The following is a 20,541-nucleotide window of genomic DNA, read 5'->3' on the forward strand; positions in this document are numbered from 1 at the left end:
TGGGACGCGGACGGCTCCAGCGGGTTGGCGGGCGTGTGGGCGGCTGAGACTGGCGCGAGGTGGCCCGCCACGGGGTGGGCCCGGACGGCCGGGAGGTGGCTGCGGTGGCGGGAATCCGGACCAAGGGCAAGGGGAAGAACAGCGAGATGCTGGCGCGGCGGCGGGCGGCGCTGGAGCGTGCCGCGGAGCGGATGGCGGAGCAGCGGCGGGCGGCGGAGGAGGCGGAGGCGGAGCGGCTGCGTAAGGAGGCGGCGTTCGACGAGCTGGTGGCCGACTTCGAGCTGGCGGTGGAGGACGAGACGTCGGTGGCCGCCGAGGTGGAGGAGGAGTTGCGTCGGGTGCGTGAGCGCGGCCAGGTGCGGATCGACGCGGCGCGGGTGGTGGCGGCGCGGGTGGTGCTGGCGATGGGTGAGGCCGGGGAGACGGTGGCCGGGTGCGGGCGCCGGTTGGGTGTGGGGGCGGAGCGGATCAAGGAGCTGCGTCGGCTGGGGCGTGAGGATCTGGGCGGGGAGGGCTCGGAGACGATGCGGGAGAGGGTGAAGGCGGACGCCCCGGAGAAGGCGACGGCGGGCGGGCCGGGCGGGGAGCAGCAGCGGGATGGTGTGCGCGCGCCGGGGCAGGCGGGCGCGGTGTCGCGCGGCGGGGGTGCGGCGCCGGTCGCCGCTCCCCCGGTGAATGCTCCGGCCGTTCTGGCGACTCCTCCCCGGGTCGTTCCCCCGGTCGCTCCGCCGGCCGGGCCTTCGGGGGCGCCGGGAGGTGTGGGCGGGGCGCGGCCGGAGTCGTCACGGTGAGGTGGGGTGCGGGCATGGAGCGGCCCCGGCTTCCGCGGGGGCGGTGGCCGGGGCCGGGTCCGGTGTCGGGGTTCAGCTCTGCTGGTTCGACCAGGGGGCGGCGGGGCGCTGGGGCACGGTCGGCTGAGTGGGGGCCTGCTGCTGGGCGGGATAGGCGGCGGGCTGCTGTTGCCAGGTGGCGGGCGCGGCGGTCTGCTGGGCGGGGGCCTGCTGCTGGGGGACGTGGCCGGTGAAGCGGCCGGAGTCGACGTCCTTGAGGTAGACGATGACGGGGGCCTGGTCGGCGACGAAGATGCGTTCGTGGATGCCGGGCGGGGTGAGTATCCACACGATGGTGTCGTCGCGGCGCTGGGAGCGGCGGATGAGCGACGGCGGGGGGAGGGTGACCTCCTCGGTGATGTCGGTGTCCGGGTTGGTCTCGGGGACCGTGATGTGGTCGACGACGCTGAAGAGACCTTCGTACTGGGCGAGTTCGTTGATGGTGGTCTCGTGCTTCACGGCGCTCCCCCCTTCTGGTTGTGGCCTGGCCTGTTGGTTCGTTCGGACGCTAGGCGGCCTGGCAGGGGCGTGGGGCGGGTGGGGTGCGCGGGTGCCGGGAGGCGGGATACGGGTTGGGGTGGCGGGTGCCTCAGGCGGGAAACGCGGAGCGGCCCCGTGCCGGGACGGGTGTCCGGGCACGGGGCCGTGGGGGCGGGGTGCTGTTACTCGGTGATGTAGGTCAGGTTCATGTAGTGGTCGTCGAAAGCGGCCTTCAGCTTGAAGCGGGTGGCGCCGTCGGCGGCGGCTTTGCGGAGCATGTCGAGCAAGGTGCTGTTGTCGTCGGCGAGGGGGGTGGTCAGGTCGATGGATTCGCGGAAGTCGTCACCGCCGAGGACGGAGCGGGCGTCGGTGCCCGGTCCCCAGCCTTCGGCGTGGACGACGGTGGGCAGGCGGCCGTCGTCGTCGCGGGTGTCGGTGGGGTCCTGGCCGTTGCTCATGAGGTAGGTGCCGTCGTCCTTGACCCACCACAGGCGGGGCGCGGCTTCGGTTTCTTCGTAACCGCGCTTGTGCTCGTCGGCGGCGGCCGCGTGCTCGGCGGTGGCGAGGACCTTGGCGAGGGGGAAGACGAGGGTGCAGTTCTTCTGCCCATAGGCGGTGTTGGCGATGACGACGTCCAGCAGCGGGTTGGTGCTGGTGTCGGAGATCGGCGGGATGGTCATGTCGCCGAGGTACTTGCTGAGCCAGTCGGGGCGCTGCTCGGCGGGCAGGGCGAGCAGCTGCCGGACCTGCTCGGGGTGGTCCATGGGGGCCTCGACGCTGTCGGGGATGGCGGAGACAGCGGGGGTGTTGTCGGCGGTGGGGGCGTGCTTGGTCATGTCGGTCCCTGGCATGTGTGGGGATGGATGGGTGCGCGGGGCCGCCTGCGGCGTATGCCGGGGACGGGCGCGGCGGGACTGACGGTCGGATGCCGGGGGGTTAGCCGGGCAAGGCGCGCCGCGTGGGGTGCGGGTACGCGGGCGGCCCCGGGTCGGGACGGGGTATCCCGGCCCGGGGCCGTGGGGGGGCAGGCTGGTCAGTCGCGGTGGGCGGCGCGGGTTCCGGCGAGGTCGACCAGGGTGGTGGGCTCGGGGACGGCGGAGAAGCCGGTGGGGTCGACGCTGAGGTGGAGGATCCAGTGGTCGGGGCCGGTGACCTTGATGACGTCGCCGGTGGAGACGGAGCGGACATCGCGGGGCCAGGTCTGGCCGTTGTCGTCGGGGCCCTGGTCGTTGCCGACGGTGTAGGCGGCGTCGGCGGCGTCCTCGTGGGTGCGGATGCGCTCGCTGGCGTGGAAGACCAGGTGCAGGGGGCTGTTGTCGGGGCGGGTGGCTTCGGCGAGCGGGTGGTGGTGCTGGTAGCTGGAGCGGCCGTGGGACACGGTGTTCATGTAGACGGTGGCGGTGTACGCGGCCGGGGCGGTGGCGGTATCGGCGGTGTCGATGCGGGCGGTGACGGTGTGGGGGCGGGGCGCGGCGGTCGTCACGGTGGAACTCCCATCGGGCGGTGGTGGTTGATGGGATGGAGGGTGGGGCGGCGGGCGGTTAGGTGGGCAAGGCGCGGCCCCGGCCTCCTGGTGCGAGGTGGCCGGGGATGGGTGCGCGGACGGCACGGTCAGCGGAGCTGTACGGCGGGGTGGGTGAAGGGGAGGGGGCAGTACTGGGCTCCGGGGCTGTACTCGGGGAGGACCTCGCGCCGGACGTCGGGGTGGTCGGCCGGGTCGACGATGCTGCGGGCGGTGATGGAGACCATGAGGCCGCGCAGGTAGACGCTGACGGAGGCGTAGGAGGTGTCGGGGCAGTGGGTGAGGAGGCGTTCACCGGTCTCGGTCACGACGAGCCACCACGTCGATGTCGTGGGTCGGTTGCTGGGGATGCGGGCGAGTCGGCGGCGCTCGACCGTCACGACGCGGCCCTCCGGATGGGCGGTGACGGTGCGGGGCGGGGGCGGGGCGGTGTCGATGCGGGCGGTGACGGTGCGGGGGCGGTGCAGGGTGGTCGTCACGGTGGGGCTCCCATCGGGGCGCGGCTGGTGGTGGGTTCACCGTGGGGTGGCGGCCGGCTAGAGCGGCAAGGCGTAACCGGGTGGGGTCAGTTGGTGGTGGTACGGACGAGGGCGCGGATGACCGGTGCCAGGCGCTGCGCCGTGCCGGTGAAGTAGCGGCCCTTGCTGTCGGGGAGGCGGTGGGTGGTGCCGTGGACGGTGCCGGTCCAGGGCAGGTGCGGGGTGGGGGTGAGCCAGTCGTAGCGGATGGTGAGGGGGTGGCCGTCGGCGGTGCATTCCATGCGCCAGGCCGCGCACCGGTCGGGGTAGGGGTTGTTGTCGTCGGGGCGGGCGTGCTCGATGACGGTGGCGACGTCGGTGACGGTCAGGTGGGCCTGGGTCAGGGCGCGGGCCAGGGTGCGGGTGCGGGCCCGTTCGCGTTCGTGGGCGGGCGGGCTACTGGGGTTGGTGAAGTCGGGTTCGGGGGTGCGGGTTTCACGGCGGGACTGCTGCACCATGGTCGGCTCCTGTGGCTGGTGGATGGCGGCGGCCCCGCGCCCGGGGGGTGTCCGGGGGCGGGGCCGTGGGGGGCTGCTGGGGGCGCAGCGCGGGGAGGGTTACGGCTGGGTCCGGTACCAGGTGAGGAACTGTTCGGCGTGTGTCTGGTCGAGGCGCAGTGTCAGGTTGCCGTGGGTGTCCAGGTCCTGGGTGACGCCGTCGGCGCCGTCAGCGGGCGGGTCGGTGGGGCGGGGCCATCGGTCGGTGAGGGCGAGCAGGGTTGCTGCGGCGGGGCCGGTGGCGGTCAGGATGAGGACGACGGTCAGGGTGTCGTCGTCGACGGTCAGACTGGCCCGGGTGAGGCTGGTCTGACCGCTGGGGGTGGTGCTGCTCAGCCGGTTGAGGAGCTGACGCAGGTCTGGCACAGCGGCGCTGAAGGCGTCGGCGTTCGCCTGAGCCGTCGCGGTCCGCTTGTAGAAGGTGTCGATGAGCTGCTGTGCGTGAGCTCGTAGTTCGGGCTCGGTGATCTCCTCCAACGCTTCTACGGTGCGGTCCTTGGTGCCGGGCGGGGTGAGGGGGGAGAACGTGATCTGACGGTGGACGCCGTCACCGTCGATGAGGGTGAGGATCGTCAGGTTGTGGGCCGTGTGGAGGTGGATCGTCCACTGGTCCGGCAGGGGCTTGGGTGCATGAGGCACGAGGGGTCTCCGGGCTCGTGTGCAGGCGGGCAGGGTGCTGTGTCAATTGGGCGTGGCTGGGCGCGGGGCCGGTTGGGCGTAGCCGGGGGCGGGGTGAGGCGGCCCGGGGGGCGGGTGGGTGGTCACCGCTCCCCCGGGCCGGTGTGCTGACCATGACCGGGTGTGGGGCAAGGGCCGCAACCGTGACCGGTGTTCACTCCCCCGCGGGGCGGATTGGGTGAGCAGGGCGGCCCCGGCGCCCGCGTGGTGGGGCGCGGGGGCCGGGGCCGGGGTGAGGGTCAGTCGTAGCAGGGGCCCGCGAGGGTGGGGCCGTAGCTGTCGCCGGGCTGGCCGGCTGCCTGGGGGCCGCCTCCGGAGTGGCCGAGGACGATGTACTCGCGCACGGGGTAGTAGCCGGTGCAGTCCGGGCGGCAGGGTTCTTCTTCGTGGCCGAGGAAGTTGCCGCCGCACGCGCAGGATTCGGACCATTCGGTGACGACCCGGCGGGGGGCGGGCGGCTTCAGCTCGGCGAGGGTGCGCTCGATGCGCTGGCGTATTCCGGAGTACGGCGTCTCGGCGAGGCGGGCCAGCAGGCTCTGCCGCTTCTGGGCGTAGGTCTGAGGGGGGCCGGACGTGTAGGGGTCGTACATGGCCACGGGCTCCTTGCGGGCGGGTGTGGTGAGGCGGCCCGAGGGGGCAGGGGTGGTCACCGCTCCCCCGGGCCGGTGTCCTGACCATGACCGGGTGCCGGGCAAGGACGGCAACCATGCCCGATGCGCGCTCCCCCGCATGGCGGGGCCGGCGCTCCGCCAGGGGGCGGGTGAACGCAACGGGGCCCACCCCGGGTGGGGTGGGCCCCGTTGCGTCATGGGCGAGGGCTCAGCGCTCGCGGATCCTGGTGGTTTCGGCGGTGGTCAGGGTGTATGCGGGCAAGGTCGCCCGGCCCTCTGTCATCGCCCGGTACATACGGTGGACGCCGTCGATCAGCAGGATGGCGGGACCGCTGTCGAACTCCATGGTGGCGATGATGACCGGGTTGTTCAGGTCGGTGTGCAGGGCGTGTTCGGCGTTGAAGGCGGACTGGTCCGGGCCGAAGACGGGGCACCAGGGCGCGCCGTCGTAGCTCGGGGTGAGTCGGTCCAGCTGGTAGTGGGCGGCCCAGTCTGCTACCGGGGTCGGCTTGGCGTCGCGGGGGTGTTCCTTCAGGAGGGCCTGGGCCTGGTCGATGTTGAACAGCCACTTCCCGTAGAGGAACAGCTGGATGGCTGGAGCGGACACGGTGGTCCTCCTTGTCGGCTGCTTCGTGGTCGAGCTGCGAAGGGTGATCGGATGCGTAAGGCGATGGGTGAGGTGGCCCGAGGGGGCTGGAGGGGTGGCGACCGCTTCCCAGGGCCGGTGCGCTGACCATGACCGGGTGAGGGGCAAGGGCGGCAACGGTGCCCGGTGTTCAGTCCCCCCGCGGGGCGGGCGCGAGCCGACCATGGTCAGTCCGCGTGCCAGCAGTCGAGGAGGGTGTTCAGAGCGTTGATGATCCCGGCGCGTTGTCCGAGGCACTGGTCGAGGGCGGTTGCCGGGGGTGCCCAGACAGGGTTGATGCTCAGGTTCCCCGCGTCGAGGGCTTCGCGGCGTACCGCGATGCTTCGGGCCGTCGTGTCGCTGATTTCCCTCAGGTCTCGCTCGACGAGGACCAGGTTTATGCGGATCAGGCGCAGCGGCCGGGCCAGAGGATGTGTGCTGTCCAGGAGTGCGGGCAGGTCGAGGCCCGTCTGCCTGTGGATGAGGTTGTCCGCGCTGCTGGGGAGCAGGCGGTCCGGGTGGTGTTGAACGGCGGTCACGGGCGGTGCCTTCCTTGGTCGTCGTGGGCCGGGCGGGGTCCTCCGTACCCGGCAGGCCGGGGGCCGGTGAGCGGGGCGGCCCGGCGCCCGCGCGGTGGGCGCGGGAGCCGGGGCCGGGCCGGGGCGGGGTGTGGTTGGGGTGGAGGTCAGGCGAGGCGGGTGACGGATGTCGCCTCTCCTGGCTCGGCGTGGCAGGAGGAGTCCCGGGATTGGCGGCAGCCCCCGGCCCCTGCAACGGGTAGCGGGGGCCGGGGGCTGAAGAAGGGGGTGCGGGGGTCAGGTCCGGGACGTGGTAGTCGTGGCGGACTTCCGGCGGACGCTCTCGCGGCGCAGTGCCGAGAGGTTGATGCCGAGCAGGACGCCGTAGATGGCGACGACGCACCAGTCCTTGCTCTGCAAGACGGCGGAGAGGGTGATCGCGCCGACCACGCACGTCAGGAACACCAGACGGCTCCTGTGGGTCCCCAGGTCGAGCGCCCAGCACAGCGCGCCCAGAGCGAGGGCCGCGAACAGCAGGACATCAACCACGTTGTTCCACGGCATGACGAGTAACTCCCTTGGTGAGGCGGTGTGGTCGGCGGGTGCGAGCCGGTGTGGCTCGTGCCGGGTGAGCGCACTGTGCGGTGGCGGTCGGCAAGCCGGTCAAGGGGCGGCCGCCCCGGCCGGCCGCGGCCACGCGGCGGCCCCGGCCCGCGCGCGGTGGTACGCGGGCCGGGGCCGGGGCGGGGGGTGCTGTCAGGCGAGGCGGGTGACGGTGATGTCGCCCGTACGGGCGGGGTCGGTGAGCAGGGCGCGGGTGGCGCCGGTCAGAGCTGGCAGGCAGGCAGGGCAGAACTCATGGCTGTCGTGGTCGTGCTCGCCCTGATCGTGATCGTCGGCGAGGTCCGCACAGGCGATGCAGTAGGTGTCAGGAGTGTCTTCAGAGCGCGGCATGAGTCGGCCACCGCAGTGTGGGTTGCGGCACACGGATGCGAGGGGGGTGGGCATGGTGTGGCTCCGTTCGGTCGTAGCCAGGTCGGTGACCCGGTGCGAAGACCTTGTGGAGCCGAGCAGTTAGCCCCGCCAGCTTCGTCGGCAGTCGGCGCGGTGGGCGTGCGGCGCACCTCGGGCGCGGCGGCGGGCGTGCGACGGCCCCGGCATCGCGGGACGCGACTCCGGGGCCCGAGGCGGGACGGGATTCCTTTCGGGTTGGACGATCCTCGTCGGACGCCGTGTCGGCGGGGTGTCTGTCAGGTGAGGGCGGCGGCGGCCAGGATCAGCGAGTTGAGGGCGGCGAAGAGGTGCGCGTCACCGTGCCCGTATCCGGCCTTGAGGCCGTGGACGCGGACATTGGCCAGGTGCGCCATGCCCTGAATGCTGTCGTCGTCGTCCATGTCGCCGTACTTCGTTTCCGCCGCGCCCATCACGGCGCCGATGAGGTCGGACAGGTCGGCAGCAGTGCGCATCTCCCACCGGTTCGGGATCGGGACGATCGTCCCGAAGGTGTCGGACACCCATGTGGCGAGCTGGACACGGATCGTCTCGATCAGCGATCTCTCGTCGATGGCGGAGCGGTCAGCGCCGAACGGGTCTAGGTCGAACCGGCCGTCGGACCCGTCCCGCACGTGGGCGCGGGCGACGATGAGGGAGTACAGCGCACCCAAGAGGTGGGCGTCACCACGGCCATGGTCGGCGTGCAGGCTGTCGCGGTGGGCCTTGAACAGGTGAGCGAGCGCCCACGGCGATGCGTCATCCTGCTCCGCACCCCGAAATCGGATGTGCCCGGTGATCTCGCCGAGAAGTCCCGCGGTGCGCTCGGTGGGCGCTGCGGCGAATGTCTCGGGGGTGGGGATGGTGATCCCGTACGCGCCGGGGACCCAGGTGCGAAGCTGCACCCGGATCGCCTCGGCAAGAGCGCCCGTGTCCAGGAGTGGCTTCGGGTGCGGGTAGAGGCTCGTTCCGGCGGCGACTGCGTCGGCGGTGTAGGTGGGGGTGCTGGTGGTCTCGGTCATCACATGGTCCTTGGCTCGGGGCGGCATCGCGGGTGGCGCGGCGTGCCGGTGGTGGGATGTGAGGCTCTTTACGGAAGGGCCAACCCGCGCAACCCTTCGGCCCCGTGCCGGCCAGTCCCTGGGAGGTGGCGCAGCCGGGGGCGGAGGATGGCGGCGCGCCACCGGCCCGCGTCCGGGAACGGTGGTGTTCCGGAGCACGGGGCCGGGCGCGGCGGGGGTTGCTGGGGGTCAGGCGAGGCGGCTGATGGTGATGTCGCCCGTGCGGGTGGGGTCGGTGAACAGGGCGGTGGCGAGCGCCTTGGGGATGTCCGCCTCGGTGTTGAAGCCGGGGACGATCTGGACGGTGTGGCAGAGCACCTTTCCGACGTCCTGCTGGGCGAGGCCGGGGCCGGTGGCACGGAAGTACACGGTGTGGGTGTACGGGGCGCTGCTGTCGCGGGCGGGGAAGAGCGCGTAGCGGGCGCGGCCTGCCCAGTCGGCCAGGCGCAGCACCGTGTGGGAGGCGAGTGCGAAGTCGGCCCACGCGGCGCGGGCGACGGGGACGGTCGCGATGACGGTGGTGGTGTTGTGCCGGGTGGCGGTGGCGTCGGTGAACCCGGCGGTGGTGAGGCTCTTAAGGGCGGTCGCGCGCAGGGCATCGAGCTTGGTCACGGTCACGGGGAGGCTCCACAGGTGGACGGATGCGGTGGGTCGGCCCGAAGGGGCGGGGGTGGTCACCGCCCCGGGGCCGATGTGGTGACCATGGCCGGGTGCGGGGCAAGGACGGCAACGGTGCCCGGGGCTCTCCCTGCCCGGCGGGGCGCGGCCGGTGAACGGGGCGGCCCCGGCGCCCGCGCGGTGGGGCGCGGGCGCCGGGGCCAGGGTTGGGGGTTGGGGTCTGTCAGTCAGTTGTCGGCGGGGGTTTCGGCGTGGGCGGCGCGGGGGTGGGGCCGGTGGCTTCCCGGTGACGCGGCAGTGCTGTGGGAGCGGGGGGACGTGGGACGGCCCGCCCCTCCCGGGGGTTCCGGGGAGGGAGGCGGGCCGTTGGTGCTCCCGCCGGCGCAGGGCGCGGCGTCACGCTTCGGGGGCGGTGCGGCGCACGGCCGCGTGAGGCGGCGAGGCGCGGGGGCGTACGCGGGCGGGGCGGCTGGGATGCCCGGCGGCCGGCGGCTGGGGGGTGCCTCGGCGAGGTCAGTCGCGGCGCAGTACGCGGCCCAGTAGGGACCGGAGCGAGCGGACACGGCCGCGCCGCTGGTACACCCGCACCATCGCGGCGATGTCTGCCGGGTCCGGCGAGAGGCACCACGTCATCTTGATGACCAGGGCCTCGCGCCGCTCCTTCTGCGGCCGGTCCAGCACGAGGATCGCCCCGCCCATGTCGGACTTCCACAGCATCCAGACATGATCAGTCTCGGAGCTGAGCTCGAACTCCCTGTGCGCAGTGCCGGGGGCAGGCCCATCAGTCGGGCGACCTCGTCAGCGAACGACTCGAAGGTGTACGGCGAGGGCATGGCGGCTGGCAAGTGGGACTGGAGCCAGGACGGCAAGGGCATGAGACTGCGGGTCCTTCCTGTAGGCGACGAACAGCCCATACGTGGGTGGTGGGTTCGCCGTCGGGTGTCGAGTGGTGCCGGGCGCGGGGCGCGGCGGGCCACATGGTCGGGGGCTCGGGGGCTCGGGGGGGTTAGGCCGGCAAGGGGCGACCGGAGAGCGTGACCGCTCCGATGAGGGTGGGGCGGGGGTGGCGTGCCGGTGGCTTCCCGGTGACGCGGCAGGCAGTGGGAGCGGGGACGCGGGACGGCCCGCCCCTCTCCGGGGGTTCCGGGGAGGGGCGGGCCGTCGGGGGCGTGTCCGTCAGGCGAGAGCGAGGGGCTTGTCCGGGGAGTTGCTTTCCCATGCGTGGGTGATGTCTTCGCCGTCGCGGAGGATCTCGATGGAGTAGCCGTAGGGGTGCAGGGCCCCGGAGTCGCGGGCGTTCTCCTCGCCGTGCTCGGCGATGTCCCGTACTGCGGCCTGGGTCATGGTGGCGTAGGCGCTTTCGTACGTGGCGTACGTTTCGATGCTGCCTTCTTCAGCCACCATGCGGAACTCGGTTGTATTCATGGTCAGTTCACTCTCCTGTCGGTCACGGCATGCCGGGGTATGCCAGGCGCGAAGCCCGAGGGGCGCGAAGCCCGAGGGGGCGGGAGGCCCGAGGGGGCGGGGCGGGGTCAGCGCACCCCCCGGGGCCGGTGCGCTGACCATGACCGGGAGCGAACCAACCACCACAACCACGACCGGCCGGGGGGCGCACGGGGCGGCGCGGGGCCGGCAGGGCGGGGGGCGGGGCAGGGCCCGGCGCCCACACGGAGGGGCACCGGGAGCCGGGGCCTAAGAACGGGGTCAATCGTGGTTGCAGGGGGCCACACGGATACCGTCGCGGCGCACCGTCACGGCGGTCGGGTCACCGAAAGCCTGCCGCAGCACGTCGTCGAAACCGCCTTCCTCCAAGGCATGATGGAGCGCCATGACGCGCTCGAAGCGGTCGCGGTCCGGGCCCCGATAGTGCTCACGATTCGGGCCGTAGGTGTCGCCCAGACTCGGACAGCCATCCATCAGCCACAGATCGCGCTCCGTCGCGGCGGGTGGCTCCTCGACGGGGCGCACCCAGATGTAGCGGACGCCGAAGGAACCCGGGTCGTACGGCGTGTACTGCTGCCACCCGAACTCGACGACGGTTGGATCGTTCAGCACCCCCTCGAACAGTGGGCGCAGCTCCTCGACGGAGCGTTGCCGGGTGCCGTACTCGGCAATGCCCTCGACCGGTAGTCCGAGGAAGGGCGTGTAGGGGGCACGTGCGTCAGGAAAGTGCATGATTCTCCACGGGGTGAGCGGGGCGAGGGACGGCCCGAGAGGGCTCCCCCGGGCCGGTGTGCCGACCATGACCGGGCGGCGGGCAAGCAGCGCAACCCCCGCAGGAGGCGGCTTCCCGGCGCCCGTCAGCGGGCGGGCGGGCGCGAACCCCCCTGGCGCGCGGTGGGCGCGTGCCAGGGGGCGGGGGCTACAGGGTCTTGGGATTCTGCTCGCCGGGACAGGGGTGGGCCTCGGCAGCTTCGCGGACGGTCGGTCGCGTCTTGTGCCGACGGGTTGGGATGAGTCCAGCCCGTTCAGCGAGGCGTCGTTCTGCGGCGCGGTCGGAAGCGTCCAGCTCGATGTCGTCGTCGTGATCGGCCACGGGGGCAGGTTCCTTCGGTGGCAGGGATAGCGCCGGTCGGCGCGAAGGGAGTTACGGCCGGGGCGGCGGGAGCACGGCGACGCGAATGCGGCTGCTCCCGGGCCGCCGGGCCCGGGAGTGGAAGGCGTCAGGCGTCGTCCTCGTTGTGGCCGAGCATCGGGAGGTCGGGGCGCAGCTCGCGCAGGCGGGCGTCGGACACGGCGCGGGAGCGGCTGGCGATGTTCACAAAGCGGGCTCCGCAGCCGCCGCCGGGCTCCGGCTGAAATCCGGAGATGTCGGTGTGGCGGTGCATGCCGTGCAGGAGGGTCGGCTTCTGGCAGTTCCCGCACCGGGACTCGAAGTTGTCGACGAACAGGGTCGCGGTCACCTCGGCTGCCGACAGGGCGGGGGCGGGCTTGTCGGCGGGTTCAAGGGGTTCGGTGTGCAGCATGGCAAAGGGCTCCTCGTGCGGCAGGGGCGTCGGGATGCGACGGCCCGTGGCTGGCTGACGGGGAGCACCCTGCGGCCGGACAGCGTTAGCCCAGCAACACACCACAGGCGCGCGGGCCGGAGGCGGTGACGTGTCCTGGAGACGGCCCGCCCGCTTGGTCGGCCACGCGGCGGAAGGTGTCGCACGCAGGACACGGCGGTGCAGTGCGGTGCGCAGCCCTGGAACGGCAGGCGGCCCCGTCTGCCCAGGCGGGGCAGACGGGGCCGTAGAGGCGAGCGGACGTTACTGGGGAGCCTTGCCGTGCCGGTCAGCGAGGTCAACGACCCAGGCGGCGAACGCGGTCACGTCCTTGTCCAGGTCACCGCTGCCAAAAACGCGGGTCTCTGCCCGCGCGGCCTCACAGTGACCGCTGATCTGGCCGTGCTCACTGAGGAGGTGGGCATGGTCGTGGGGTCCTTCCGTCGTGTGGAGGGGTGCGGCGGGACCATGCGCAGGAGCGGGGGTAAGGCCGGCAAGCGTGACGGCACCGGGGCACGGGCCGGGACGCGGAGCGAACGGCAAGCAGCCCCGCCTGCGGGGGTGCAGGACGGGGCCGGAAGCCGGGGCGGGGTGGTCAGCTGTGGTGGCGGGCGACGTGCTCGTCGCGCAGTGAGCGGGCCAGGTTCTCGTCCGGGATGAAGACAATCTGGCCGTGCTCGGTGCAGTGGGCGGCGTAGTCGGTCAGCTGGCCGCTGCGGATGGGCGTGAGCGGGCCGACCGCCGGATGCTCGGGCACGGGCACGGGTGCGGGTGCGGGTGCGGGTGACGGGGCAGGCGCGGGACGCGGGGCGGTGTCGCGGTAGCAGGTGCAGGAGCGTCGGCGGTGGGCTTCGACGGCCTGGTCGTTGCTGCTGTCGGGGACCTGATGGTGGTCACCGTGGAGGTCGAACACGACATGGCCGCGGTCGTCGGCGGGGTTGGCGGGGCAGCCGTCGCCCTGCCATCGCAACTGCGCGGTGAGAGTGACCTGGTGGCATCGAGCGAACTCTTCGATGGCCGCGAAGTCCTCGTGCCAGGGCCACGACTTGGCCCAGTCGGCGGTCTCCTCGTCCACCTGGAAACCGGTGACGTGACGGCCGGTCGGCGTGCCCTCGGCTTGCTCGAACACCGGGGTGAAGAAGCGGGCGAGATCGGAGAGGCGGTCTTCGTCGGGCCGGGCCAGGCTCACAGGCCGGTCGAAGGTGAGGCAGCCCTCGTAGTACAGCTCGTATCCCACAGCGGGTCTCCTTGGCTGGTGCTGTTCGGGTGCCGTGGAGGTTGGAGCGGGAGGGAGCAAGCCGGGCAAGATCTCGCGGCTCCTGCCCTGCGCTGCCGGGTGAGGTGTGCGGGGGCGGCGGCCCGTCCGAAGGGGGCGGGGGCAGGGCAGCGCGAAGGCCCACCCCGTCGACAGGGTGGGCCTTGTGCGCGTAAGCGTGGTGGGCGGGAGGTCAGTCGGCGGTCGGGGCGGGGTTGTTGCCGTGGCGGTCGCCTCGGAGGATGTCGCCCTCGATGTAGGTGATCATCGATCCGTCGGGGGCGCGCATCGTGTAGTAGAGCGAGGACTCCGCCCAGACCAGTTGCCAGCCTGCGGTGTGCAGGGCGTCACTGACGGTCTCGTCTCCGCCGGAGCCTGCGAAGAACCCGCGGTCCGGGCCGTGGTCGGTGGCCAGGGTGCGCAGGACGTCGTCCGCGGTCTTAGCGGTGCGCAGCTCCTGGAGCTGTTCGGCGATCACTGCCCAGAAGGTGTCGAGCATGATGCGTCTCCTCGTTCGTGGAAAGGGTGGGCCGGTGCGGTACGTCGTCGCTCGGCCCGAGGCGGCGGGAGGGGTGGGCGCCGCCCCGGCCGGGCCGGTGCTTCGTACCGTGGCCCGGCGGCGGCCAAGACCCGCAAGCTGCCGCCTGCCGCACCCGCCGGCAGATCGGCAGATGCGGCAGGGGCGCGGGGCGCCGGGCGGGGGCCGAGGGAGGGGGCAGCGGGTCAGCGGCGCTGTTTCCTGGAGCGGCGGTTGCGGCGGCCGTGTTCGCCGTTGAGGACTCGCTCGCGGCTGGAGACGGTGAACTGCCGGGTGGACAGGTCGAAGACCACCCACGGGGCGTCACTGCGAGCAGCGGTGGAGGCGATGGGCTGGTGCTGCCAGTTGTTGCGCGCCCCGTAGAGGTCGTGGAAGTCGGGGAATTGCCGGGCGTCGATGAGGGCGTTCAGGGCATCTGCGAGGTTCTGCCACAGGGCGCCGGTATCGGTGGTGGACGGGGTGGTGGCCATGATGATGTTCCGCATCTCGGAGGGGCGGGCGGGGCCCGCCTCGGGCGTGGGCTGTACGCCGACCCTGGCCAGCAGCGGGGCAACAGCCGCAATCTGAATGGGCCGGGGGCCGGTGGGGTGCGGGCGGGGTCAGCCCGTGTGAGGGGCGTAGCTGTGCGGGCATGGCGCGGCCCCGGGACCGCGAGGGGCGGGGCCGGGGCCGGTGAAGGTGCAGTGGGCGGAGGGGGGTCAGGCGGGGGCTGGGGGTGCAGTGGCATGAGGGGCAGTCGTGCGGGCGGGTGGCGCCGGTCCAGGCTGACGGCTCCTGCAGGCGGGGGTGGTCGGCGAGCGTGTCCTGAAGGTGCTGCTCGACGTCGGACCACGTCCAGGCGGGATCGCCGCCGCTGCGGGCGTTGATGGCGTGCCGGATGAAGGCGGCCTTGTCGTCAGGGGTGGTGAACCAGACGTCCGCGAAGCCGTGCCGGTTGAAGTGCGCGATGTGGGCGAACAGGTGCTGTGAGCAGGTGCGGTACAGGTCGTCGGTGAAGGAGTCGGGGTGGAGGCCGCTCTCGATGAAGGCCAGGACTCGGTTCCCGGCGTCGGCCTTCGCCTTGGCTGTCGACCAATGGGTGGCCGTGCAGTCGGCGGGCGTCAGGCGGGTCAGGGTGCGCGGGGGTAGGGCGTGCGGTCGGAGGGCAGCGGAATTCACGGAACGTCCCGTCGTCAAGGCTCGGTGGGGGCGTGGAGACGCCCTTGGGGTGCGGAGCCCCGAGCGGTGCAGGCAGGTTGGTCACTGCTCCGCTCGGGCCGCTGGGGGTGAGGCTGGCCGGGCGGACGCCAACCGCCGCAACCCGGCCGGCCGCGCCAGAGCCACGCGGTGGGCCGGGGTGCCGCCCTGCACCCCCGGCGGGGCACCGTTGTGTGTCAGCTCTCGTCTGGGTCGCTGCTGCACTCCTGGTGGAGCTGGGAGGCTTCCTCCCACGTCAACGCATGCTGCCCGTAAGCGACTTGCCCTCCTACGGCGACTCTATCCAGCAGCCGCTTCGTACGCTCCCGTGCTTCGCGGGCGGCTTCCTCGGCGTACCAGTCGATGAGTTCCTCCGGGGTGGCATCTGTGACGACGAAGGAGCCGACGACGCTGGAGAAGACGGCGAGGAGCCCGTCCGGTTGCTCGATGATCTGATGACCCACGGCAGTTCCTCACTTCTCGATGTCGGTGGCGGGCGGGGTGTTGGTGGTGAGGGCGGCGAGGTGCGGGGCAACGCGGGCGGCGGCCTGGTCGGCGCGGTCGTGGAGTTCGGCATCGGACAGGCGGCGCACCAGGAGGCGGGTGTCCTGGTCGGTGATCTCGAAGTGGGGGTAGTCCCGGCGCAGGATGGCCTTCATGCGGTGGTGGTCGTCCTCGCGCCGGTAGTCGTCGGGGCCCAGGGCGGTGAGCTCGACGACCGGGCCGAGGCCGGGGTGCTCGCTCTCGCGGGCGGTGAACCCGTGGCGGGACGTGTCCGGGCGGGTGTTGCGCGGCAGGCGGGTCAGGCCGTCGTACGGGGTGAGGTAGGCGGCGATGGTGTCCGCGCGGGCCCGGCGCGCGGTGGTGGAGTGGCGCAGCGGCTTGCGGCGTTCGGCGTTGACCTCGGCGTTGGTGTAGGGGATGGCGAGGGGGGCGATGGTCCACGTGCTGTACGGGGTGAGGTGGGCGGCGGCCCAGGCGCGGGCGTCGTCGTCGGTGGCGAACGGGCCGTAGGTGTGGAGGGCGACATGGTCGCCGGTTTCGTTGGGGGTGTTGGCGACGACGAGCCAGGTGTTGGTGCGGGCGCCGCCGACGAACTGGGCGCTGACGGTGCCTATCGGCTCCTGGTCGAGGTCGAGGAGGGTCGTCAGGTGCAGGAACATGCCGGGGCTGCCTTCCGGGAAGTTGGGGGCCGCGCGGGGCGCCCGTTGGGGCGTGCGGTGCGGCGGCCGGTGGTGACACTGTCGGGGTCCGGCGGGTTAGGGCAGCAACCCGGCCGGCGGGGATGCGGCGGTGCTGGTTTCGCGCGGGCGGCGGGGCACATGGGTCGGCCCCCGGGCGCTGCGTGGTCGCTGCGTCCGGGGGCCAGACCAGTCAGGGGGTCCGCAACACGCCGGGCCCTCCTGGCCGGAGTAGGGCGGGGCGGGCGGGCTCGGGGTAGTACGGGGGTCAGCGGTAGGAGTGGGCGTGCGCGATCAGTGCGACGCGGGCCCCGTTCAGGTGACCGCGGGCGAGGTAGTCGCCGTGTTCGGTACGGGTGGCCTGCCCGTGCTTCAGGCCGATGCGGCGCAGCCACGAGGTCAGGCCGGTGTCGTTCCTGCCGAGCCTGATGTGTACGTACAGCAGGGTGTCGGTGACGGGCTGGCAGATGAGCACCCGGGGCTCGTCGACGAGTTCGGTGTGCGCGCGCATAGCGGGTGTCGCGGCGTCGGGCAGGGTGAAGGGATTGTCGTAGGCCCCGTGCTTCTTGATGTCGTGTTCGGACCAGCTGCTGGCCCATTCGGTCTGGGTCTTCGTGCCCGGGGCGGGGGGCCAGACGGCCAGATGGCGCTTCTGCGGGTGGCCGAGATCGAGTTGGCAGATGGCGCCGCCTCTGAGGTCGTTGCACGGGCCGGGGTCGGTGTTGTCGAGGAGGGCCTGGATCGCTGCTGCTGGTATGCCGAGGTCGGCAAGGTGCCCGGTCAGGCGCTCGATTGCTTCCTGGGTGTGGCGGAGCTGGGCGGGTGTGGAAACCATGACGGTCGGTCCTTTCAGGGGGCGGTTGCACGGGCGGTGGGCTGGGCGCGGCGGCCTTGGGGCGTCGCCTGGGGCAGGTGATGCCGGACCGCGCGGTGCGGCAGAGGGGGGATGCGCGGTCGCACGCGGCCCGGCAGTTGCCGGTCGCTCGCAGCACACGGAAGGGGGTTCGTGCGGGGCGTTCCCGGCTGCTCTGACTGTGGTGGACGGCGGGGTAAGCGACACGACCCCGGCTCCCCCGCTCGGCGGGCAGGCGACGAGGCGAGCGGAGCCGGTACGTGGGGGGCATGGGGCGACCCCGGCGCCGGGTGCGGGGGCGTTGGCCTCGCACGGCGCGGCGCGGCGCGGCGGGGGCACGGGTCGGGGCGCGGCGGTCGGATGGTGGTGTCGGGCCGGACTTGAGCGGAAAGCGGAGTCCGCAGGGGTTCCGGCCCGACACCGAGACCATGCCGGGGTGGGGAGTTAGGGGTGCAATGAACGGGTCGGGGTCACTGGCCGGGGTCGTGGTCGCGCCAGGTCTCTTCGGTGTCCGGGTCGAAGTGGTCGGGGTCGGGGTCGGGGGTTCTGGTGGTGTGGCCGGGGGATTTGGCGCAGATCCCGGGTCGGCCGTCTGACGGTGTGGCGTGGCATCGCCGGTGCACGTGGTGGGCTGACGGGGCGGACACAGCAGGGGTCTCCATTCGGGCGCGGCACGGGGGCGGCAGGGGACGGCGGGCCGGGTTTCTAGGCGGCGGCCGATCGGGCCGGGGTGGTGGCCGCCGTGGCTTTCTGCGCCTTCCCGGTCTTCCGGGTGGTGGCCTTCTTGTCCTTCGTGGCGGCACCGCCGGGCAGGCTGCCCTTGGGGGCCTTCTGGACGGAGATCTGGCCCGCTTTGGGGAGCTTCTTGGTACCGGCGACGAGGTCCTTGAAGCCCTGGCCCGCGCGGAAGCGGGGGGCGGAGGTCTTCTTGACGCGGACCCGTTCGCCGGTCTGCGGGTTTCGGGCGTAGCGGGCCGGGCGGTCGACCTTCTCGAAGGAGCCGAAGCCGGTGACGGAGACCCGGTCTCCCGCGACCACCGCGCGGACGATGGCGTCGAGTACGGCGTCGACGGCGTCGGCGGCCTGCTGTCGGCCGCCGATCGTGTCGGCGATCGCCTCGACGAGCTGTGCCTTGTTCATGGTGTGTGTCCCCTCGGACTCGGGTGCTGGGTCTGTTGCCGCGCGGCCGGGCCTTGCCCCGTGGGGGTTGTGGTCCGGGCTGGGTGTGAATGACCTTGGCAGGGTGGGCAGTTAGCCGCGCAACGCTTTCTGCCGGGTCAGGGGCAACTTCTGGTCGGGAAGGTCGGAGCGCGAGGCGGCGTTCCGCGCACCGCGGCAGGCAGCGACGGACGGCGCGGCGGCACGGGCAGAGGCCGTGCGGCGGCGCGGGCCGCGCGGCAGAGTCGCGGTGCGGCATGGGGCCGCCGGGCAGCGACGGGTACGGAAGCAGCCCCCGGCTCGCGAAGGCGCGTGCCGGGGGCTGCTCTGTTCCACGGGCTACAGGGTGGCTCGGGTCACGGCGACTGCCTCCGCGAAGCGGCGGGAGGCGGGGTTGACCGGCCACAGCGGGATGTCGTAGTCGTGCTCCAGCCACCAGCCGGTCGCCGCCTTCAGTGCCGCCTGCGTCTGGGTGGCCATCTGCCCGGTCAGCGGCAGGTAGGTGCCGCTGAGGTCGGCGCGTCCGGTGATCAGGGCGGGCCCGTGCAGTGCGTAGGGCAGGATGCGGTCGCGCCAGGCGCAGGCCAGGGTCCACAGGACCGGGTTGGGCTGCTGGCCGAGCACGATGGCGTTGCTGTTCACGTGCACGGACGCGTGGAGGTGGTAGGCGACTGCCCTGACCCCACCGCCGATCTGCCCCTCCAGCCAGTCCTGTTGCCTGTCGGCGGGCAGGTGAAGGGGCGTACTTCCCTCGGAGAGCGTGGACTTGGTCGGCGCGAACGGGAGCGGGGTGACGAGCAGGGCGGCAGGAAGGGTCATGGTCGGGACTCCGGGATGGTGGCGGGGCTCACCGGCGGCGCCGGGCACGGCGCGGCCGGTGAGGGCTGATGCGGGCCGAGGGAGCGGGGAATGGGTGGGCACCGCTCCCCCGGGCCGGCGGACCGCACTGTGGCGGCGGGCGGGGCAAGCCGTGCAACACGGCCGCGACCGGCCACGACGCGCCGGGCGGCAGCGCGGGGCACGGGTCGGGGCGCGACGGTTGCGGGTACGACGAACGCGAAGGCCCACCCCGGCGACGGGGTGGGCCTAGTACTGCAATCACAGTTAAGGGGTGTGTCCGCGTTGTTTGTAGTGGCTGTCGCGGGCGCGTGTCTGGCTGAGTCTTCGCCAGTGTGACCAGTGCAGATGGTGGTGGATGGTGAGGTGGGCGGGGTGGAGGAGGTGGCCTATGAGGCGGCGTATCTCTGCCACGGACAGTGGTATCAGGCCACCGTGGTTGCCCCTTTTGAGAGTTCGTGGGCGCGGACGGCGGTCAGGGCCGCGAGGGCGGCCATGGCGAGGGTGATGTGCCGGTACCAGGCGTGGTAGAGGCGGACCTGGTAGTGGTCCAGGCCGCAGTCGCCCTTCGCAGTCTGGAAGCACTCTTCGACGGCCCAGCGGGCGCCGGCCACCCTGACCAGGTCTTTCAGGCGGGTGCTGACGGGCCCGTAACAGACGTAGTAGGCGAGGTCAGTGGGGTCCTTCAGGCTGCGGCGGGCCAGGACCCAGTGGCCGTGGCCGTTCTCCCACCAGATCCGGATGGGGATCCGGGCCCACTGGTACATACGCTCACCATGGGATCCTTTCCCAGCGGACAGACGCTTCCAAGACTGTGGCGCGAGAGCGGCCACCAGCTCGTCGACACGGCGTTCCCCCGCACCGCGGGTGATGACGGTGTCGCTGGTCTTCACACACATCACATGGCTGATGGCCCGCTGTTCCATCCACCACCTGAGGGATTTCGACTGCCCGTAGGCCTCGTCCGCGGTGACCCACGCGAACGGCACGCCCGCCTGGACCGCACGCACGAGCATGGCCTTGAAATGCTCCGTCTTCGTCGCGAACAACACCTCGTCCGGGACGCCGGCCTCCCGGCACCGCTCGCGGTCATCCGTCCAGGAGACGGGCAGGTACAGCTCCCGGTCGATCAGAGCCCGGCCCTTCGCCGACGCGTACGCGAGGAACGTGCCGACCTGGCAATTTTCCGTCCGTCCGGCCGTTCCGGAATATTGCCGCTGGACACCCGCCGAGCGCACGCCCTTCTTCAGGAAGCCGGTGTCGTCACCGATCAAGACCGCGTTCTTGTCGCCGATCGTCTCGACGACGAAGTCCCGCACGTCGTCACGAACACCATCGGCGTCCCAGTCCGCCTCGCCCAGCAGGCGCTGCATCCCGATCGGCAGCCGGTCACCGGCCCGCTCCGCCAGCGTCCAGCCGTTCTTCCGCTCCAACGGAGCGATCAACCCCCGCATATACGCAAGAGCCCGCCCACGCGGCTCCGACCTCACGAAACGCGACGCGAACCGGGCATGCAACCCCGCCAGCACCCCGGCCCACCCCTCAACCAACCCCACCCCGAGCTCAGCCACACACCAACTCAACCACATACAACTGTGATTGCAGTACTAG

The 20,541-nt window shown here is 72.4% G+C and carries 30 protein-coding genes and 1 pseudogene; 2 read left to right on the forward strand and 29 right to left on the reverse strand.

What is annotated here, in order from left to right; translation table 11 throughout:
- Window positions 1-104: 104 nt before the first annotated feature.
- Entirely contained in the window at window positions 105-791 is a 687-nt protein-coding gene (locus tag OG883_RS45775; protein WP_266554785.1) for a hypothetical protein, read from the forward strand.
- A gap of 72 nt (window positions 792-863) precedes the next feature.
- Here the strand turns inward: OG883_RS45775 and OG883_RS45780 are convergent, their stop codons facing one another.
- From OG883_RS45780 to OG883_RS45880, 21 genes are all read right to left on the reverse strand, one after another.
- Window positions 864-1,289 carry a hypothetical protein gene (locus OG883_RS45780; RefSeq protein ID WP_266554787.1) on the reverse strand — a complete coding sequence of 142 codons (426 nt, stop codon included), beginning with the start codon at window positions 1,287-1,289 and terminating at the stop codon, window positions 864-866.
- Window positions 1,290-1,492: 203 nt separating this feature from the next.
- The gene (locus tag OG883_RS45785; RefSeq protein ID WP_266554789.1) at window positions 1,493-2,146 is read right to left on the reverse strand and encodes a DUF3085 domain-containing protein; all 654 of its coding nucleotides are present in this window, start codon (window positions 2,144-2,146) and stop codon (window positions 1,493-1,495) included.
- Window positions 2,147-2,343: 197 nt separating this feature from the next.
- Window positions 2,344-2,793 (reverse strand): hypothetical protein, encoded by a 450-nt coding sequence (locus tag OG883_RS45790; RefSeq protein ID WP_266554791.1) that lies wholly within the window; start codon window positions 2,791-2,793, stop codon window positions 2,344-2,346.
- Window positions 2,794-2,921: 128 nt separating this feature from the next.
- Window positions 2,922-3,311: a hypothetical protein gene (locus tag OG883_RS45795; RefSeq protein ID WP_266554793.1), complete on the reverse strand. Its 390-nt coding sequence runs from the start codon at window positions 3,309-3,311 to the stop codon at window positions 2,922-2,924.
- Between the two features lie 86 nt (window positions 3,312-3,397).
- A complete protein-coding gene (locus OG883_RS45800; RefSeq protein ID WP_266554795.1) occupies window positions 3,398-3,808 on the reverse strand; it encodes a hypothetical protein in 411 nt (136 codons plus the stop codon).
- Between the two features lie 99 nt (window positions 3,809-3,907).
- Window positions 3,908-4,486 carry a hypothetical protein gene (locus tag OG883_RS45805; RefSeq protein ID WP_266554797.1) on the reverse strand — a complete coding sequence of 193 codons (579 nt, stop codon included), beginning with the start codon at window positions 4,484-4,486 and terminating at the stop codon, window positions 3,908-3,910.
- Between the two features lie 278 nt (window positions 4,487-4,764).
- Window positions 4,765-5,175, reverse strand: a complete 411-nt coding sequence (locus OG883_RS45810; protein WP_266554799.1) for a hypothetical protein — start codon at window positions 5,173-5,175, stop codon at window positions 4,765-4,767.
- 169 nt (window positions 5,176-5,344) lie between these two features.
- Window positions 5,345-5,743: a hypothetical protein gene (locus OG883_RS45815; RefSeq protein ID WP_266554801.1), complete on the reverse strand. Its 399-nt coding sequence runs from the start codon at window positions 5,741-5,743 to the stop codon at window positions 5,345-5,347.
- Window positions 5,744-5,949: 206 nt separating this feature from the next.
- Window positions 5,950-6,300 carry a hypothetical protein gene (locus OG883_RS45820; protein WP_266554803.1) on the reverse strand — a complete coding sequence of 117 codons (351 nt, stop codon included), beginning with the start codon at window positions 6,298-6,300 and terminating at the stop codon, window positions 5,950-5,952.
- Window positions 6,301-6,576: 276 nt separating this feature from the next.
- Window positions 6,577-6,843 (reverse strand): hypothetical protein, encoded by a 267-nt coding sequence (locus tag OG883_RS45825; protein ID WP_266554804.1) that lies wholly within the window; start codon window positions 6,841-6,843, stop codon window positions 6,577-6,579.
- 192 nt (window positions 6,844-7,035) lie between these two features.
- Window positions 7,036-7,233, reverse strand: coding sequence for a hypothetical protein (locus tag OG883_RS45830; protein ID WP_266553392.1), 198 nt, complete (start codon window positions 7,231-7,233; stop codon window positions 7,036-7,038).
- A 296-nt stretch (window positions 7,234-7,529) separates the two neighbouring features.
- The gene (locus tag OG883_RS45835; RefSeq protein ID WP_266553394.1) at window positions 7,530-8,291 is read right to left on the reverse strand and encodes a hypothetical protein; all 762 of its coding nucleotides are present in this window, start codon (window positions 8,289-8,291) and stop codon (window positions 7,530-7,532) included.
- Between the two features lie 228 nt (window positions 8,292-8,519).
- Window positions 8,520-8,948: a hypothetical protein gene (locus OG883_RS45840; RefSeq protein ID WP_266553396.1), complete on the reverse strand. Its 429-nt coding sequence runs from the start codon at window positions 8,946-8,948 to the stop codon at window positions 8,520-8,522.
- Between the two features lie 513 nt (window positions 8,949-9,461).
- On the reverse strand, window positions 9,462-9,665 hold the full coding sequence (locus tag OG883_RS45845; RefSeq protein ID WP_266553399.1) for a hypothetical protein: 204 nt from the start codon (window positions 9,663-9,665) through the stop codon (window positions 9,462-9,464).
- 459 nt (window positions 9,666-10,124) lie between these two features.
- Window positions 10,125-10,373 carry a hypothetical protein gene (locus OG883_RS45850; protein ID WP_266553402.1) on the reverse strand — a complete coding sequence of 83 codons (249 nt, stop codon included), beginning with the start codon at window positions 10,371-10,373 and terminating at the stop codon, window positions 10,125-10,127.
- A 279-nt stretch (window positions 10,374-10,652) separates the two neighbouring features.
- The gene (locus OG883_RS45855) at window positions 10,653-11,123 is read right to left on the reverse strand and encodes a hypothetical protein (protein ID WP_266553405.1); all 471 of its coding nucleotides are present in this window, start codon (window positions 11,121-11,123) and stop codon (window positions 10,653-10,655) included.
- A 187-nt stretch (window positions 11,124-11,310) separates the two neighbouring features.
- Window positions 11,311-11,484: a hypothetical protein gene (locus tag OG883_RS45860; protein WP_266553407.1), complete on the reverse strand. Its 174-nt coding sequence runs from the start codon at window positions 11,482-11,484 to the stop codon at window positions 11,311-11,313.
- Window positions 11,485-11,611: 127 nt separating this feature from the next.
- Window positions 11,612-11,914 (reverse strand): hypothetical protein, encoded by a 303-nt coding sequence (locus OG883_RS45865; protein ID WP_266553410.1) that lies wholly within the window; start codon window positions 11,912-11,914, stop codon window positions 11,612-11,614.
- Between the two features lie 613 nt (window positions 11,915-12,527).
- Window positions 12,528-13,169, reverse strand: coding sequence for a hypothetical protein (locus OG883_RS45870; RefSeq protein WP_266553411.1), 642 nt, complete (start codon window positions 13,167-13,169; stop codon window positions 12,528-12,530).
- A 211-nt stretch (window positions 13,170-13,380) separates the two neighbouring features.
- Entirely contained in the window at window positions 13,381-13,686 is a 306-nt protein-coding gene (locus OG883_RS45875) for a hypothetical protein (RefSeq protein WP_266553413.1), read from the reverse strand.
- A 224-nt stretch (window positions 13,687-13,910) separates the two neighbouring features.
- A complete protein-coding gene (locus OG883_RS45880) occupies window positions 13,911-14,195 on the reverse strand; it encodes a hypothetical protein (RefSeq protein ID WP_266553415.1) in 285 nt (94 codons plus the stop codon).
- 316 nt (window positions 14,196-14,511) lie between these two features.
- Between OG883_RS45880 and OG883_RS45885 the strand changes: the two genes are divergently transcribed.
- Window positions 14,512-14,694 carry a hypothetical protein gene (locus OG883_RS45885; protein WP_266554735.1) on the forward strand — a complete coding sequence of 61 codons (183 nt, stop codon included), beginning with the start codon at window positions 14,512-14,514 and terminating at the stop codon, window positions 14,692-14,694.
- Window positions 14,695-15,098: 404 nt separating this feature from the next.
- Here OG883_RS45885 and OG883_RS45890 read toward each other — a convergent pair whose 3' ends face one another.
- The 8 genes and pseudogenes from OG883_RS45890 to OG883_RS45925 form a co-directional block, all read right to left on the reverse strand.
- Window positions 15,099-15,365: a hypothetical protein gene (locus tag OG883_RS45890; RefSeq protein WP_266553420.1), complete on the reverse strand. Its 267-nt coding sequence runs from the start codon at window positions 15,363-15,365 to the stop codon at window positions 15,099-15,101.
- A 9-nt stretch (window positions 15,366-15,374) separates the two neighbouring features.
- Window positions 15,375-16,064, reverse strand: a complete 690-nt coding sequence (locus tag OG883_RS45895) for a hypothetical protein (protein WP_266553423.1) — start codon at window positions 16,062-16,064, stop codon at window positions 15,375-15,377.
- 286 nt (window positions 16,065-16,350) lie between these two features.
- Window positions 16,351-16,917: a hypothetical protein gene (locus OG883_RS45900; RefSeq protein ID WP_266553426.1), complete on the reverse strand. Its 567-nt coding sequence runs from the start codon at window positions 16,915-16,917 to the stop codon at window positions 16,351-16,353.
- A gap of 488 nt (window positions 16,918-17,405) precedes the next feature.
- Complete coding sequence (locus OG883_RS45905; protein WP_266553429.1) at window positions 17,406-17,582, reverse strand: hypothetical protein; 177 nt, start codon at window positions 17,580-17,582, stop codon at window positions 17,406-17,408.
- Between the two features lie 88 nt (window positions 17,583-17,670).
- A pseudogene (locus tag OG883_RS45910) lies at window positions 17,671-18,075 on the reverse strand (HU family DNA-binding protein); the annotation flags it as partial.
- A 357-nt stretch (window positions 18,076-18,432) separates the two neighbouring features.
- Window positions 18,433-18,912 carry a hypothetical protein gene (locus OG883_RS45915; protein WP_266553432.1) on the reverse strand — a complete coding sequence of 160 codons (480 nt, stop codon included), beginning with the start codon at window positions 18,910-18,912 and terminating at the stop codon, window positions 18,433-18,435.
- 285 nt (window positions 18,913-19,197) lie between these two features.
- Window positions 19,198-19,344 carry a hypothetical protein gene (locus OG883_RS45920; RefSeq protein WP_266553435.1) on the reverse strand — a complete coding sequence of 49 codons (147 nt, stop codon included), beginning with the start codon at window positions 19,342-19,344 and terminating at the stop codon, window positions 19,198-19,200.
- Window positions 19,345-19,355: 11 nt separating this feature from the next.
- Complete coding sequence (locus OG883_RS45925; RefSeq protein ID WP_266553438.1) at window positions 19,356-20,519, reverse strand: IS701 family transposase; 1,164 nt, start codon at window positions 20,517-20,519, stop codon at window positions 19,356-19,358.
- Between the last annotated feature and the right edge of the window lie 22 nt (window positions 20,520-20,541).

This window comes from Streptomyces sp. NBC_01142 (assembly GCF_026341125.1).
Taxonomy (GTDB): domain Bacteria; phylum Actinomycetota; class Actinomycetes; order Streptomycetales; family Streptomycetaceae; genus Streptomyces.